Raw genomic sequence first — 15,917 nt, 5'->3', positions numbered from 1 at the left:
CGGACCCCTTCCTTAAAACAGAATCTTGCCAACCAACCAGAGACGTCCCTGGTCGTTCTTGCCGTCGCTATCGGTCCCTTCAGGCGTGGGATTCGGATTATCACCAGCCTTGTGGGCGTAAACGAGCTGCAGATTGCCGCTTTCGCCGTAGGTCAGGCTCAAGCCCGCACCGTATCCCTTGAGGGTGTAACTGTTGGGTCCGTCATAGACGATGCCTGAATTCAGGTCGGCATACTGGGTAATGCCACCGGCATCGTAGAAGCCGAACGCCTCAACACGCCCCCAGTCCGGTTGCGCCAGGATCTGGCGCAGTTCCAGGTTGGCCACCCAGCCATTGTCGCCAATGCCTTCGCCCACCGGCCAGGCGCGCACGCCGTCAGGCCCGCCCAACTGGAACTTCTCGGCACTGTCCAGGTTGCCGCTGGCCCACTGGCCATTGACTGACGCGTTGAAGAACAGCCCGTCCAGCAGCAGCGACTGGTAGCGCTGCAGCGAGTAGTTGATCTTGGTAAAGCTGCCTTCGGTCTGCGGTCCGTTGGCATCGTTGAACTGGTAACTGCTGCCCTCTTCCAGCCCCACACTGCCCTGGGTCAGCGTCAGGCCCCAACGGGTCTGGCCACTGAAACGGTCGATATGGTCACCGCTGAAGCCCAAACTGGCCGAGGTGATATCACGATCGTTTTCAACCGCGCCATAGAGGATCGAGTTCTGGTAGTTCTTGAAGTCCAGGCTGGCGTACAGATCCATATTGGTCTGAGCACTGCGCTGCAGCGGATAACTGGCAAATATGGACGTGGCCGAGGAGTCGCTGGCGATATTGATCGGCACCGAGAACCCCTGCTCCAGATCGAAATCCACATTCATCGCCGCATAGGACAGGCCCAGTCTCAGCCCGGAGTGGCCGACCGGCACATGCCCGCCAATCTTGTAACTGCTGGAGTCATCCGACTCGGTCAGGTTCAGGAAGATCTGTTCACCATGACCGCTCGGGCTGTTCAGGTTGATATTGGCTCCCAGGCGCTCGGCACCTGAATAGGTGCTGCCATGGTTATCCGCTGTCAACAACACATTAACGAGGTCATCATCCTCGACCTGCGCCATAACCTGGGTCGTACCCGGCTGGGAACCCGGTTTGAGGTCGGTCTGGACGCGTTTGACACCCGGCAGGTCGTTCAACAGCCGGACCTGCTCTTCCAGTGCCGCCACATCCAGAGGCTCACCCGGCTTCACCGCCTCGGCCAGATAGGCCTGCGCCACATCGGTCTTGAGACGGGCATCTGCGCTGGCGACTGTCAGGCCGTTTTCACCGGACATTTCATCCACGACACCTTCAAGCACATCCACTTTTACGATGCCATTACGGATCTCCTGCGGCGGCAACCAGGCCTGTGCCAGCGCATAGCCGCGGTCGCGCAGCAGGCGTGCCAGCGACTCGGCGGCTTCGCCCAGCTCTTCAACGGTCAATTCGCGATCAGACCACTGCGCCATGTGCTCGGCCACTTCGGCTTCGGTCAACAGTGTCACACCGTTGATCTCGAACCCTGCCACCTGAATTTTGGGGGTCGCATCCTGGTAGGGAGCAACAGGCTTGAGCCCTTCGATCGCCACGGCCACCTGCTGGTTTTCCATGAACTGCATCTGGGAGAAGCGCAGCACCGCATCAGGATGACCGTTTTCGCGCAGGAACTTGAGCAAGTCGCTGGCGGCCAGCTGGAACTCGTCAAAGCTCAGCGCCTTGCCATGCCAGGGCTCCATCACCTGAGCCAGGTGCTCGACATTGACATCGGCCCCATCCAGTACCGGGATCGCTTCTACCGCAAAGGATCTCTGCGTCAGATCGACCGGTGGCGGCTCGATGGCCGGGGCGATCTTCGGCGCGGCCGAAGGTGCACGCAGCACCACCTTGCCCTTCATGCGCTCGGGAATGCGCATGGGGTCTGAAGCCGGATTGGTCACACTGGCGTCACCCGACTGGGCAAACAGGCTCACCAGCTGAGGTTCGGTGTCAGCCTCCTGTGCCAGAAGCAACATGGGGGCTGCGGCCAGCACGGTAGTGGTCAGGGTAACGAGCGGTTTAATGCCTGCTCTGACGGACTTCATTGCATTACCTCGCAGGCCTTGCCAAACGCTGTCTCAAGTTTCAGTTTCAAGGTGTCGTTCCTGTCTGCTTTGTACATCACATCAGCAATCATTCTTGTTTTCAGGCCTCCGCCCGCCCCCAGTTCCATCGAATCCGTCCCTTTCCGCTCACCGCTTCAGAGCGGGCAACGGCCAGACCGGATGCAAGGCTCACCCCTTCGATAGCGGCCAGGCCAGCACTTTCCGGTTGGGCGTCATCAGTTGTCGGTGTAGCGCCGTCCTCAGCCGGAGCGTCCTCAGGCGGCACCTCTGGGCTGGCATCCTGCGCTTCAGCTTCGGTCGCGTCCTCGGCAGATTCTTCTGCCGCGGCTCCGCCAGCCGCCTCTCTTACTTCCGCCTCATCTGCAGGTACGGTTTCTTCACGGGCACCCTCATCAGACTCTGCCGCCCGCTTACGCTTGTCCTCTTCGTCTTCATCCTGAGTCAGGGACATATCGAAACCGGTTGCGGTCTGAGCAGCATCGGCTGCAGCTTCAGCAGCGGCCTGACCCGATGTCTGACCTGCTGGCAGGGTATCCCCGGCAGCCTCGCTGCCACTGGCACCGTTCACGCCAGCCTCATTGCTACCGGAAGTTTCGACCGGTGCGTCTGCCGTCGGCACCGGCATACTGGCTGCAGTACCCGAGCTCAAATTCACTCCTGACTCCAGCAGCCCTGGCGCCTCGTCAACACTCTCTCCGAGACTCGACCCGGACACGACAGGAACAGAGCCTTCTGTCGGCGAGAAGAGACTATCACCTAGCGTGGCTGCACTGAATACAACTGTTTGAATTTCTGTAGAAGATTCATCCGGTGTCTCAGGCGTACCGCCACTTTGCATCTGCTCCAGCAGGCTGCCGGTTGCAGATATCGAACCGCTGCTACCCGGTGTCCCAGTAGCAAAAGTGCCGCCAGTCACTGGCGTCTGCTCCAGCTCGAAGCCGGCCTGGTTCTGGATCACGTTGAGGTAGCCGCTGATCCGAACCGAAACTACAAACTCGGAACCATCAAGCGAGGTCAGCGTGAACTGCTCCTCCACGCTTTCATCCCGTGCCAGCTCAGCCAGAGCCGTGCTGGCCGGATCCAGCTGGTAGCTCCAGTGGCCGGAGGTACTGACCGTCAGGGTGCCATAGGCCGTGGTCCGGTTCAGAGCCTGGAAGGCGGACTCGCCGGCATCGGCATCCACAATCTCAAGACGGCCGTTCTGGGACATCACCAGGCTCTCGACGAGGCTGGCGATCGGCCCGGTCATCGGATCTGGTGTTACCACCGGCGCGTCATCCCGCCCGTTGATGGTGAAACTGAACTGCTCAAGGCTGCCGTCTGCGGTTTCAACCGCGAAGCTGTCGGTCACGCTGACACCTTCGCCCAGGCCCTGAACCGCTGCCGAGGCGTTATCCAGCAGGTAACTCCAGCTGCCATCGCTGCTCAGTACGAAACGGCCGTAGGCCGACTGGCTGTCCTGAGCGACAAACTGAGACTGGCCAGCGTCGGCATCGACGATGCTCAGACTGCCGCTGGCCTGCAACTGCTGGTCTTCGCTCAACACGGCCAGCGCACCATCACCTGCATTCGGGGTGACGACCGGCTGGTCGTCGCTGCCCTGAACGGTGAAGCTGAAGGTCTTGGTGTTGCCATCAGCCGTCACGACCGTAAACTGGTCGCTGACCTGCTGGCCCGTTACCAGTCCCTGAACCGCAGCCGCCGTGTTGTCCAGCGTGTAGTTCCAGCTGCCATCGGCACTCAGTACGAAGCGGCCATACGCTGAGCTGCTGTCCTGAGCCTGGAACTGGGCTTGACCGGTATCGGCATCGCTGATCGCCAGCACACCGCTGGCCAGCAGCTGCTGGTCTTCGCTCAGCACTGCCAGCGCACCGTCACCGGCATCCGGCGTGATCACCGGCTGGTCGTCCTGGCCCTGGATGGTAAAGCTGAAGGTCTCGGGGGTGCCATCGGCCGTCACAACAGTGAACTGGTCGCTGACCTGTTGGCCTGTTACCAGCCCCTGCACGGCAGCACCGCTGTTATCCAGCGTGTAACTCCAGCTGCCGTCGGTGTTCAGCACGAAGCGACCGTAGGCGCTGTTGCTGTCCTGGGCGACAAACGCCGCCTGCCCCGCATCGACATCGCTGATCGCCAGGGTACCGCTGGCCAGCAACTGCTGGTCTTCACTCAGTACCGCCAGCGCACCGTCACCGGCATCTGGCGTGATCACCGGCTGGTCATCCTGCCCCTGAATGGTGAAGCTGAAGGTCTCGGTGGTGCCATCAGCGGTCACGACCGCGAACTGGTCGCTGACCTGCTGGCCGGATACCAGTCCCTGTACGGCAGCACCGGTGTTGTCCAGCGTATAACTCCAGCTACCGTCGGTATTCAGTACGAAGCGGCCGTACGCACTGCTGTTGTCCTGAGCCACAAACGATGACTGGCCAGCATCGGCGTCGCTGATCGCCAGCACACCGCTGGCCAGCAACTGCTGATCTTCACTCAGCACCGCAAGGGCACCATCGGCGGCCTCCGGGGTGATCACCGGCTGGTCATCAGCGCCCTGAATATCGAAGTTGAAGGTACGGCTGGAGCCGTCTGCCGTCACAACCGTGAAGCTGTCGGTCAGACGATCAGCCGAGGTCAGCTGCTGTACCGCTGCGGATGCATTCTCCAGGGTGTAGGACCAGCTGCCATCCGTCGCCAGCACGAAACGGCCGTAGGCCGAACTGCTGTCCTGAGCCACGAACAGAGACTGGCCGGCATCGGCGTCGGTCACCGTCAACACGCCATTCAGCTGTGTCTGCTGGTCCTCGACCACCTGCAGACTGCCCGGATCGGAAATCACGGCCGTGTTGTTGCGGCCTTCGATGCGGATTTCCAGGGTCCGGGTAGCACTGCCGTCGGCACTGCTTACCTGGAAGCGCTCGATACGCACCTCACCGGCATTAAGGTACTGGATATCGCCGTTGCGCACGACGTAGTTCCAGCCGCCATCCGCCGCAATGCTCAGTTCGCCCAGCGCGTCCGCAGACAGTATGTTGACCGCGCCATCAAACAAGGCCTCGCCGGCATCGGCATCGCTGATCGACAACTGACCGTTAGCCGTCAGCAGCTGATCGGCGGCGGCATTGTCCGCCTCTTCCACCACTGTTGCCTGAGTCGGCTCGGCACCCGAGATGACGGCGCCATCATTGGTACCGATCAGCTCGACGGCAACGGTTGCCGTACTGCCGTCCAGGGTGGTAACCACCAGAGTATCGGTGACGCGCTCACCGGCACGCAGCGCCTGCACTGCCGCAGCGCTGTTGTTGATCAGATACTGCCACTGGCCATCCGCCGTCAGCGTGAAGCGGCCAAAGGCGGTCTGGGTATCCATATCGAAGTAGCGCGTGTTCAGCTCTACATCCGCCGCGTCCACCAGACGACCGGACGCCGCATCCATCAGCACATCATCTTCGGTCAGCGTGGCGGTGACGTCCGCCGGCGCATCAGTACTGCCGAACACATCGATCGTAATCGTCGTGGTGCTACCGTCGGTGGTGGTCACGGTGAAGTACTCCACCCGCTGATCGCCATCCTTCAGGGCCTGAACCTGCGCATTGACGGCTTCGCTGAAACCGCTGGCATCCTGGCCCAGGTCATAACGCCAGCCACCGTTCTCGAACAGGGTCAGGTAACCATACTGCCCCTGCTGGCTGTTACTGGCCGGGTTGAAGGTAGCAAAGCCGCCGGTCAGAGCCGGATAGGCGATACGACCGGACACACTGTCGGCGCGATCCTCGGTTACGCTGCCTACTCCATAATAGGTGTAGCTGTCGCCACCGCCGGAACCACCGCCGGTATCGCCCTGAACCAGGGTTGCGCCGGAAATGAGCAGTTCGTCACTGGCGCCGGAGGCATATTCGCGGTCAGCGAAGATGCCCATTTCACCGGCTTCACCCAGCACCACTACGCTCACGACCTTGCTCAGCAGGTTGATGGAGCCGGTACCCGGCAGCAGACGATGGCTGTCACCAATGCTGCCAACCAGGGTATCGATCGACAGACCGCCGATCAGGAAATTGGTGCCGGCATCCGGCAGGATGAACTGGTTGCCCGGCAAACCGGTCGCCACGGCGCTGCTGTCGGTGCTTTGCATCAGCACCGGAACGCCCAGATCGTAGTTAACCTGTGCTTCATCACCGGCGACCAGACGGCGGTTATCATCGGTCGAGCTGATGCGGATCTGATCAGCCCCGCCGCCGCCAAAGACGGCGGCATCGCCACTGCCCAGCACGACGCTGTCAGCATCGCCGGACAGGGCCGAGGTGGTCATCAGCTGCTGCAGGCGGGTCCGCTCGAAGCCATTGCCATCCAGGTACTGCTCGTAAACCGCATCACCGGCATCACCGAACACGACGGACGCATCGGCAGAGCCGGTAAAGGCGGTCAGGCTGTCGCTGCCGGCACCGCCAAAGATCAGCTTGTTGCCACCTGCCGTGACGATCTGATCAGCACCGCCCAGCGTCGGCTGGATCACACCGGCAAACAGATGCTGACGCTCGCCGTCGGCGGCGATCAGGCGACGGTAATCCAGGTTATCGCCGGAGATCACGTCTTCGGTTCTGACACCGGACTGCACCCGGATGTTATCATCGGCCACACCTCCGGCAATGACCTGGTACTCGGCGATCCCGCCCGCATTCTGGTCATCACCGGACAGTGTCAGCGTGATGCTGTCGTTGCCGCCGGTTGAGAGATCGCCATCCAGCGTGGCAAAGCTGAGCAGGCGCCCCTGAACATCAAAGGCGATGTTGGCGTTATCACCGGCCAGGGTGCGCTCACGCGTTTCGCCTGCGTTCGCCACGTCGGCACTCAGCGTAATGGTGTCGGCACCGAAACCGCCGATGACCACCTTGTCGCCATCGTCGAGGGTCAGATCACCGCCACCGATCTGGATGCTGTCGTTGCCGCCGATGCTGGTCCCCAGGCTGGTGATCAGCTCAGCGGCACCGGTCGCACCGAACAGCATGCGCGCGTGATCACCGGCCACCAGGGTATTGCCGCGCCCTGCCCGGATCTCATCACTGCCGCTGCCACCGATGATGACGGCATCACCCGCCACGGTGGTCAGGATGTCATCGGCCCCCAGTGTGAAGTCATAACTGCTGACGGATTCGCGCTGCGCACCGCCGTTTTCGGCAAGGCCCGCCTGGCGAAGGATCTCGCCATTGTCACCCACCAGCGTGGTACGTGCACGGGCACCATTGATATTGATGCGGTCGGCGCCAATTCCGCCAATCGCGACAACCTCGCCCATGACGCCAGTGATCGAGCCGGCCAGGCCGACACGAATCTGATCATCCCCGCCGGTCGCTGCCTGCAGGTCGGTCGAGACCATGCGCGTCAGGCTTTCAACCTGATCAGTGGCCTGGTCGGTCGGCGCAAACTCGAAGCGAGCGTTATCACCGGCCAGCGCCCGGAAGGCGGTGCTGTTGGCATTGATACTGATCAGATCGCGACCGAAACCGCCGATCAGCGCCAGATCACCTTCCAGCACGGTCAGGGTGTCATCGCCACCACTGTTGTTGGCCAGGCTGGCCATGCTGACCAGCGCATCAGAGCTGAATATCATCTCGGCCGAGTCGCCAGCCACCAGCAGGCGGTTGCTGCCACCATCCTGGGCCGCACGGGCATCGCTGGAGCGAATATCGACCGTGTCAGCGCCGTGGCCGGCGATAACCAGATGCTCACCGGATCCCAACAGGATGGAATCGCTGCCACCGGAGCCGGTCACTGTCGACTGAACCTTGCTGAGCAGATAGCTCTGTGGCTGCCGGATGTATTCACCGTTATCACCCAGCACCACGCTCTCGCTCAGAGAACCGGTTTCCACGGTTACAGAATCGGCGCCCATGCCCGCCATCACCAGGTTGAAGCCCAGGCTGGCGGTGGTGTTGTCGGCACCGATGACGATGCTGTCATCACCACCGGTCGCGGCGATCTGATCCAGCGTACGCTGGGTAGTCAGGCCACCGCGGTTGTCGAACAGGAACTCGGCGTTGTCACCGGCGATGAAGCGACCGCTACGTCCCCGATTTTCGATCTGGGCCGATGTTGTGGTCGGAGACGGCAGTACCGCTGCGATACCGACCACACCCGCCAGATAGCTGGTACCACCGACATATTCGCCACCGGTGCTCCAGCCTTCACCACTGGCATCAGCCGTAGTGGTGGCATCGATGCTGATGGTATCGGCACCGATACCGCCGGCAACCAGCTTGTAGCCTTCCCGCAGGGTGATGCTGTCCGCACCACCCAGCACGGTGCTGATAGTCGTGGCTGAGCGCAACACGCCGTTTTCAGCCACAGCGTCGAATGCGAAGCTGGCGTTGTCCCCCATCACCAGATGAGTACCGTCGAACAGGTTGACGGTATCGGCACCGAAACCGCCAATGACCAGCTTGTTGCCGTTGGCGGATACGATCTGGTCGTTGCCGCCCTTGTCAGTCTCGGTGCTGTTGACCGCCAGCATGACGTTAGGACGCGTGGCGGTAGAGTCAGCACGCAGAATCTCGCCATTGTCGCCCAGAATCACGTCTTCGCTGGTTGCTTCACCGCGAACCAGGCGGCCATCGGTATCCACATGAGCCGCGACCAGAATGCGGTCGTTGCCCAGACCACCGATGATGAAGTTGCGTCCCAGGTTACGCGCCAGAACGTCATTGCCACTGCCAATACTGATCTGATCGGCACCGGTCGTCACGGCGGTTGTGTCGGTAGAACGGAACGACGTCATCAGACCGTAGCTATCGAACAGGATATCGGCATGGTCTCCGGCGATCAGGCGCTCGGAATTGCCGGTTGTGCTGCTGCCGGTAGCGGCCAGGGTGATGCTGTCTGCACCACGGCCGCCAATCACTACCGCATCGCCGGTGCCCAGGGTGATGATATCGTCACCGCCGGTCGCTACATCGGTTTGCGACGTCAGGCTGCTGAGACGGTGATCGTCCACCTCGGCCAGCGAGAACTGGATGCGGCCGTGATCGCCGATCACGATGTTACGCTCGCCGTCGCCATCGGTCGCGGTGATGCTGTCGCCACCGGCACCACCCAGCACGATGTTGCTGCCGCTGCCCAGGGTGACCGTATCACCGGCACCATAGCCGCTGGTCAGGGTGCGTACATCCAGCACACGACCGGTGACCGGATCCAGTGCCAGATAGCCTTCATCGGCCAGCACCAGGTTGTCACCGTTACCCAGCCGGATATCATCGGCGCCAGCACCACCGATCACCACGTGATCGCCGTTGAGGCCTTCGATATAGTCGGCATCACCGAAACCGGCATCGAGGGTTTCATCCACCTCGGCACGGACCAGCGCGCCAGTGGAATCGAACGTCATCCGGGCCAGGTCACCAGCCACAGTATCGTTACCGGCACCAGTATACAGGCGGTCGAGACCCAGTGAGCCCAGAAGGACATCATCGCCCTGACCGCCGATCAGCACCTCGCCGGTACCGTTGAGGTCAGTGCTGTGAATGCTGGTATCGAACCAGGTCCATTCACGTGACGGCAATTGCGTCCAGGCCGGACGGTCGACCAGCGCCGTGCTCAGGGATTCGATGGTTTTGCCCGTATCTTCAACAATCAGCGTATCGGCGACCAGCAGATCGCCGCCCTGTGTACTGATCAGGGTATCGTTGCCCTGCATGCCGAAGATCTGGTTCTGGCGCTTGTCACCCACCAGTACGTCGTTACCCTTGCCACCGATGATGTTGTGGAAGCCACGAATGGTGACGTTGGTCGCACTGGTGTTGATGCGGCTGCCGGACGCGACCGTCGCAGCCCCTGCAACCGTGGTGAAACCAGCCGGCAGGGTATATTCACTGCCGCTGGTATTGATGCTCACCGCCGTGGTGTAGTCGGAGAAATCAATGGTGTTGCGAACTCCTTCACGCTCGAAGGTGGTATTCAGACCCACACCACTGGCGGCACCGCCATAGAGGCTGCCGGTAATGGCGGCCTTGTCCTCGAACGCGAAGATATCGCTCTTCACACCACCGATCAGGTTTTCAAAGCCGGTAAAGCGCAGCACACGATCGCCATAAGAGGAGACAGGTGCATCCTCATTGTTCACGGCCCCACTGGACAGTCCGGTGATGACACCGTCGTTCAGCGCATCAGCGTCCGTATCCGTCAGGCGCGACTGAGCCTCGCTGCTCAGTGACGCTTCAATCTGCGCCGTGGCGACATGGATATCAGCCACCTGAACATGCAACTTGTTCGACTCGTAGGACATGTCGACGGTATCGTCGCCGCTGCCGCCGGCAATCAGGCCGATCTCGGTCTTGCTGTCCCAGGACACCTTGCTGCTGCCCTGAGTGACCTTGCCGTTGTAGGTATCCAGTACCAGCGCACCGGTCTGATCGGAGAAGTCGAGGACATTGGCGCTGCCGCGCACATCCTTGTCATTGATGCTGGCCGTGCCCCAGTTGCCCAGGAAACGGTAGGTATCGGCGCCATCACTGCCCTCCATCGCCGTGGTGCCGGCACGGGCCATAAGCAGGTCATCGCCGTCGCCGCCGATCAGGCTTGAAGTGCCGCTGCCACCGATGAGCACATCGTCTTTGGCACTGCCGGTCAGGGTATCGGTGCCGTCACCGGCCAGCAGCACGACGTCGATGTCATTCAGACCCGAAGCATCGACCGTATCGTTGCCTCGACCGGTAAAGCCGACGATCTTCTTCACGCCGGTATAGGTGACGGTGTATTCGGACCCGTTCAGCGTGGCGGTAATCTCGACCTCACCGTTGCCGATCTGCTTGAGTACGAACTTCTCGTCACCATCCTCGATGTTGCGGTACTGACGATCGACGGCGCCCTTGCCTTCCATCATCGCGGCGATATTGAAGTCCACCGCGCTGTCGGACGGCAGCAGACTGTTGTCACCCATGTGCAGCACGAAGGTACCGTCGCCGTTGTCATCGGAGGCCAGAATCGGCATGCAGGGCTTGGGCTTCCAAACAATCTCGAACAGCTCGATATCAAACAGTGTCTGCTTGTAAACGCTTTTCCAGCCCGCCAGCAATGTGTTGATATCAACATAAACACGGCCATAGGCACTGGCCTTGAGGTTGGCTTCGACCAGGTTGAGCGGGTTGAACGGCTCACACAGCAGCTGGTTGTAGATCTCCAGCGCACGGAACTTGCCGTCGTTGGCGCCGGGGCCGTTCTCGTCCCAGAAGTCCAGCTCACCGGTCAGCTTGATACCACCGGCGGCACCGGCGCGCGCCAGACCGATGTTCAGCTCGGCATAGACCTCCAGGAATGCATTCAGCACGATTTCCGGGTTATCGATACCGTTGACCACGTTATCGCTGACGTAGAAACCTTCCAGAATATGCAGCGGGTTCTCACTGTCGAAGAACTTGATGATGCCGAAGGTATCGAAGCCCAGCGTCAGTGCCACATCGATCTCAACCCCCCCGCGGATACCGGCCTTGACGCCCGGATAGACGTAAGAGCCCGCATCAATCTGGACGTCCACGCCCAGGTTCGGCGGAGTGAACGTCACCAGATCCACCGGTTTGCCCATGATCAGGTCCAGCACCAGCGACAGGTCGGTCAGGATCGGGATCTTGAACGCGTTGTTCGGGTTCTTCAGCTTGTCCATGAAGGACTGGGTGCCGGAAGTTGAGCCCGAGGTGCTCTGGCTCATCGCGCTGTTGGTGGAGTTGACATTGCCACCCAGGGACGAGCTCTTGCGACTGCTGCTGTCCTGCAGGTTGCCCCCGAAGGTGAACACCCGTCCGACCGGGATGATCAGGCCATCGGCGTCGGTCGGGATCGCATTGAACAGATCCAGCATGTAGACAAACGACTTGATGAACTGGATGCGCTTGTCGCCCTTGCCCAGCTGTTCTGCCAGATCGAGCACGGAATAGTCACGACCGGCCAGCTCGGACAGCCCCGGAATCGGCATGGTCAGACCGTCGATCACCGGCTGCAGCGGCTGGGTGACTTTCTGCACTTCCGCCACGATCGGCTTGAGGAAGTCAGAGAACAGGCTGCCCACGTCAATCGCCAGATCGGTGATCCAGACCTGCGGCTGGGTGGAGAACATGTCGCCATAGCCGACCGGAATGGACGCGGTATTCAGCGCCCAGGTCATGTGGAAGTCACCGATGATGCGCGGCAACGGCGTATCGGCGATGGACAGTTCCATATGGAAGTTGGCCTGGGCCGCACCGGTGAACTGCTTGCGGAAGTTGTCGCTGAACTTGCCGGTAGTCATCTCGGCATAGGTCAGGCGACCATCTGAGTTGCGATCGGTCATGTTGATGGCAAACTCGCCGTGGAAGAAGGTGCGCGCACCGACTGCGTCACCGAACGGCGAGTAGTTGCTGACATCGTTGCCGTTCTGGTCAACGAGCACATCATTGGCGAAATAATCGGTCAGCGTACCGGCAACAAAGAAGATATTGGCCGAAACGGAAGCCGGATTACCCGCCAGATAGGCATCGAACACGATGCTCAGTTCGTTCACCGCCGGGTTGTCACTCGGCAGCTCCCAGGGGTTGTCGATCAGCGGGTTCAGGTCAGGGTCCTGAACGGCTTCAAAGCTGCCGCTCAGCGTCACGTCCTGTCCCAGCAGTGAGGTGCCGGCAAAGCTGATCAGCCAGCTGTCACCCTGTTCAGTCACGGTGATGCCGGTGTAGTCAGCCGCCACCGCCTTGTTCAGCAGCGTCTGCAGCTGAGAGGCCGTGGTGCTGTTGCTGACATCGGTCAGATCCCAGCTGTTGCCACCTGCCGAGAAGCTCAGATCGAAGGTGCCCTGAGAGGATACCGGACGGGTCACGAAGATTTCGGAGGCGACCGTGTTCGGATCGGTCGGCGTGCTCAGCGTAGTAACCGCCAGGCCTGCGGTGTTGGTCAGGGTCACGGTCTTGCCGGCAAGCGAGCTGCCACCAAAATCGATGACCCACTTGCCGCTGCTTTCAGTCACGGTAATACCGGTATAGCCCGATGCAACCGCGGCATTGAGTTCCTGCTGCAGAATGGACGCCGTCAGGGTACTGCTGTCCAGCCCCGACACCGTCCAGTTGCTGCCCCCGGCAGCAAAGGTCAGATCAAAGAGGCCGGCAGAGCTGTCCGGCTTGGCCAGACTCACCTGAGTGGTTTCCTTGAGACTGTCGGACGGCAGGGTCTTGTTCTGGGTAATCAGGTCGTAAACGCTCTGGGTCAGGGCCGCATCATCCAGACCGGCATTGCCCGGCATTTCGGACACCAGGTAGAGACCTTCCTGAACGTTCACACCGAAACCGAAGAAGAAGTCCCAGCCCAGATTCAGGCCAATGCCGCCATCCACATCCAGGTTCAGGCCCGGCAGGCCGATATCGAAGGACAGATCGACTTCACGAGACAGCAGGCTCTGGCCCAGATTCATACGGAACTGCAAGGCTCCGGCTTCACCCAGCGGGTCATAACCATCCACAGCGACGATATCACCGCCAACATACTCGCCACGCTCATCGGAGGTACGGCCCGCCAGGGTATAGCCCAAACGGGTACCGGCGGCCACGCCGGCCGGTGACAGCGAGCCGAACGCCAGGTACTCGACCACAATATCGTCGGCCGTAATCACGCCGTCGCCGTTGTAGTCCTTCAGATAGTTCAGGAAGGGGTTGTCACCGCCACGATCGGCAATCGCCACCTCATCGATTTCGGCCTCGATCCACTGATCCATGCTCAGCGGGTTGATGATGCCGTCGTTGTTGCTGTCGTTGGTAAAGACACCGTACAGCGTCATGCGCAGGGCATTTTCCATGCCACCGTATTCTTCCAGCGCGCTGTCGATGAAGTTCTGAATCTCGGTGATCACGCTGCCACGGAAATCAGCGATGAACTGGGCACCCTTGGCCAACTGGTCACCGATCAGCGGCAACGGCAGGGAGGCAATGGCATCCAGCGACTGCTGAATTCCCTTGAGCGCATAGTCGATACCATCGACGATCACGGACGGGTCACGAATCAGGCGGATCAACGGGTTGTTCAGTTTGAACAGGTCAAACATGCCGCCCAGGTCGGGCAGACGGTAGTTGATCGTATAGGCGTCATCGTAGACACCGGCCTCGCTGATCAGGATGGAGCTGACCGTGTCACCGTCCATCAGACCGGTCATCAGATCGTTCAGGCTGTTGACCTGCAACTCGAGATCGCCGATGTAGATCGGGTTTCTGAGGCTGGAATCGAGCAGTCCCAGCTCGCGTCCCAACGAGAATATTTCATTCGGCAGGGTCACATAGCCCGGTAGCAGTACGTTGGCCGTACCGTCGAAGTCGACGCTCAGATCACGGTACAGCGCCCCAAACGGAGAAGCCACCAGATTGGTGCCATCCACCGTGACCGTGACGCCCTTGCCGGTCAGGGTATTGCCATCGAAGCTGATCAGGAAACCGCCATTATCGGCATCTTCCGCCACCAGAATATCGCTATAACCGCCACCCATGGCCGTATTCAGCGCCGTTTGCAGCTCTTCGGCGGTAATATCCCAGGCCAGGTTGGTCAGGCTCTTGGTGGTCGAGCCATAACTGAAGCTGAGATCGAAGGTGCCACCGGTGGCGGCGACCAGCATCACGCGAGACTGGTTCACTACACCCGTGGAATTACTGACCACCACGGGCACCGCAACCACGGCGCCTTCATGGGTCAGAGTGCTGTCATCGGCTTCCAGCAGTGCGATGCCGCGACCGGCCAGGCTGCCGGTAAACTCGATATGCCAGCCATCCTGAGGCTTGGCATCGTTATGCAGGCTAACGCTGACATCCGCATCGGCAATCGCATGGGCACCGCTGGTCAGGGCGGCACGCAGGGCAGCGGCCACCGTCGCGGCATCCGCATTCCAGGCGATATTGGCCGTGGTATAGCGCTGGCCATCGATATCGGCGGTCAGCGTAAAGGAGCCACCGGAACCAGAGGGAATGCTGACCCACTGGATCTCGTTCAGTTCGCCCAGCGGGCCGCCATCGGCCTCGGCGCGCAGCTGCTGTACATCCAGCGCCAGCGTCTTGCCGTCGAAGCCGGCGCCGCTGACGACGATTTTCCAGCCTGCAGAGGGATCATCGGCATCGATCTGCTCGATGCTGACAGCCCCCTTGAGGGCGGCAGAACCGTGCAGCAGCGCTTCTTCCACGTACGCTTCAACGGTCGCGGCATCATAGCCTCGCGCCAGCGACTGGGTATAGTAATCCACCCCGGCCACGGTGAAGTGAAGTCGGAAGGCTTCGTCATTGTCGGCGGTGAGGGTCCAGGCATCTGCCGTGGTGCCCTGGCCACTGATGGTGAAGCCGGCCGGCACTGTGGTTTCATCCCAGATCAGGGCAACGCTTTCACCGTCCTGCAGGGTCTGCACAGAGATGGCAGAACCCAGATAGTGACGACCATCGCCCTGCCCGGCCGCGCCATCGGGATCATCGCCGAGATAGAGTCCGGCCTGGCCGACGATATCAGCCGTACCGTCTTTCACGTCGAGCGAGAACAGCCCCAGGGAGGCGTTAAAGGCCAGGTTGGTACCATTGACCACCATGCCCAGGCGGGCAAAGGTGCCGGTATCGTCATCCAGATTATCGGCGGTGCCACCATCAAAGTAGTCGTAGACGAACATGGCGCCGGATGCGAGATCCAGACCCAGAGCGATATTGAGCATCGCGGTGGACTGCAGGTTGACCAGCGCGCTGCCGCCCACATCGACGATGCTGCCAACGGAACCCATCAGATCTTCCAGCGTCGAGCCCCCGATCAGCTCACCCAGGGTCGCCAGGTCCAGCGAG

The 15,917-nt window shown here is 60.9% G+C and carries 2 protein-coding genes (1 of these 2 only partly in view); both read right to left on the bottom strand.

The annotated features are described in order from the left end of the window. Positions 1-12: 12 nt before the first annotated feature. Positions 13-2,100 (bottom strand): ShlB/FhaC/HecB family hemolysin secretion/activation protein, encoded by a 2,088-nt coding sequence (locus tag ABD013_RS09975; protein WP_343805398.1) that lies wholly within the window; start codon positions 2,098-2,100, stop codon positions 13-15. A gap of 100 nt (positions 2,101-2,200) precedes the next feature. Beyond that, a protein-coding gene (locus ABD013_RS09970) for a VCBS domain-containing protein (RefSeq protein WP_343805396.1) crosses the window boundary here: on the bottom strand, positions 2,201-15,917 show its final stretch. It continues 18,941 nt past the right edge of the window; 13,717 of the gene's 32,658 nt are visible here — the last part of the coding sequence; the start codon falls outside the window, past its right edge; its stop codon occupies positions 2,201-2,203.

It is taken from the genome of Marinobacterium maritimum (assembly GCF_039523155.1).
Taxonomy (GTDB): Bacteria; Pseudomonadota; Gammaproteobacteria; order Pseudomonadales; family Balneatricaceae; genus Marinobacterium; species Marinobacterium maritimum.
Note: the sequence above shows the minus strand (reverse complement) of the source record. Positions and strands in the feature narration are given on the sequence as shown.

Excerpts from the sequence above, each read along its gene's own strand:
- ABD013_RS09975 (WP_343805398.1), bottom strand. The coding sequence starts at position 2,100 with ATGAAGTCCGTCAGAGCAGGCATTAAACCGCTCGTTACCCTGACCACT.